Annotated in this window: 1 protein-coding gene; it reads right to left on the bottom strand. The window is 51.6% G+C overall.

Annotated elements, in window-relative coordinates:
• Positions 1–342 precede the first annotated feature (342 nt).
• Positions 343–1,014, bottom strand: a complete 672-nt coding sequence (locus B2118_RS03945) for a hypothetical protein (RefSeq protein ID WP_428053414.1) — start codon at positions 1,012–1,014, stop codon at positions 343–345.
• Between the last annotated feature and the right edge of the window lie 69 nt (positions 1,015–1,083).

Genomic DNA, 1,083 nt, shown 5'->3' with positions numbered 1-1,083 from the left:
TCTAATTTATCAAAAAAAAAAACGGGTCAAGCCCTTTACAATAAACGACAGAAAAGCAACGACAAAAACAACCTTTTTCGCCGTTACAAAAATGGGGGTCATCCTGGATTTAGTTCAGGATCTACCGATTGTGTTGTTGTTTGTTACCTGCCCTACTTAACAGCAAACTACCCAAGAGGTAGATTCTGAAACAAGTTCAGAATGACCTCTGTTGTCGTAGTCGTCATCCCGGGCGTGGACCCGGGATCCAGTCTGTTTATTAGGAACTCCCCAAAAGACAATAAAAACCCCTTGGCGCAGAATAACACACCAAGGGATATGCAAATAATTTTTATGGGCCAACTATTTGGCGGTATTTCCGGTGGCTTTTTGTTTAAGTAAGTTTAACAAGGCTGAGCCCGCACCCGAATGTTGCCCCTGAATAGTCTGCGCGGTGGCAGCGGACGGGTCCTTGCCTTTGGCTACACTCATAGAAGCCGCGGCCGAGGCCTTGGCGGCTTGTTCGGCGGACGACGGTTGCAAACCAGTGTCTCCCCCGCTTAACGGCGCCGCCTGCTGCGGTTTGGTTGTCTTAAAATCTTTGGCCTTCATCGGCTGGTAATTGCTCATAGAGGTTTGGGCCTGAGACATTGGAGCAACGGCCTTTTTGCCCGCAGCCGAAGTGTTGCTCCCCGTTTTGGCAACCACTTTTTCTCCCCCCGTTGTAGGGCGGGTGGCGGAGGATTGCGTTTCCGGACGGGAAACTTCCACCGTAGTAGCCGGACGGCTGACGGAGGGCATTGTAACCGGATGGCTGGCCGAAGCGGACGTGGCCGGTTTGGAAACAGTAACCGAGGTCGTCGGCTTTTTTACCTGTACGGCGGTAGTGGGTTTAGAGGAAAACGCCCCCGTGGTTGGACGCGAAACTGACACTGCGGTCGTCGGGCGGGACACGGAAACCTGCGTAACCGGGGCCGCCTGCAACGCGGGCGCTCCCAGTACAATACAACCACTAATAATAAGAAAACGGTTCATTTTACTCTCCTTGTTATATAGTATAAGTTCCCTTTGCAAAGAGTCAAGATGAAACTCCCCGAGCTCACG

It is taken from the genome of Candidatus Avelusimicrobium stercoris (assembly GCF_002437085.1).
Taxonomy (GTDB): domain Bacteria; phylum Elusimicrobiota; class Elusimicrobia; order Elusimicrobiales; family Elusimicrobiaceae; genus Avelusimicrobium; species Avelusimicrobium stercoris.
This window is presented reverse-complemented; position numbering and strand designations above follow the sequence as displayed.

Excerpts from the sequence above, each read along its gene's own strand:
- B2118_RS03945 (WP_428053414.1), bottom strand. The coding sequence starts at position 1,014 with ATGAACCGTTTTCTTATTATTAGTGGTTGTATTGTACTGGGAGCGCCC.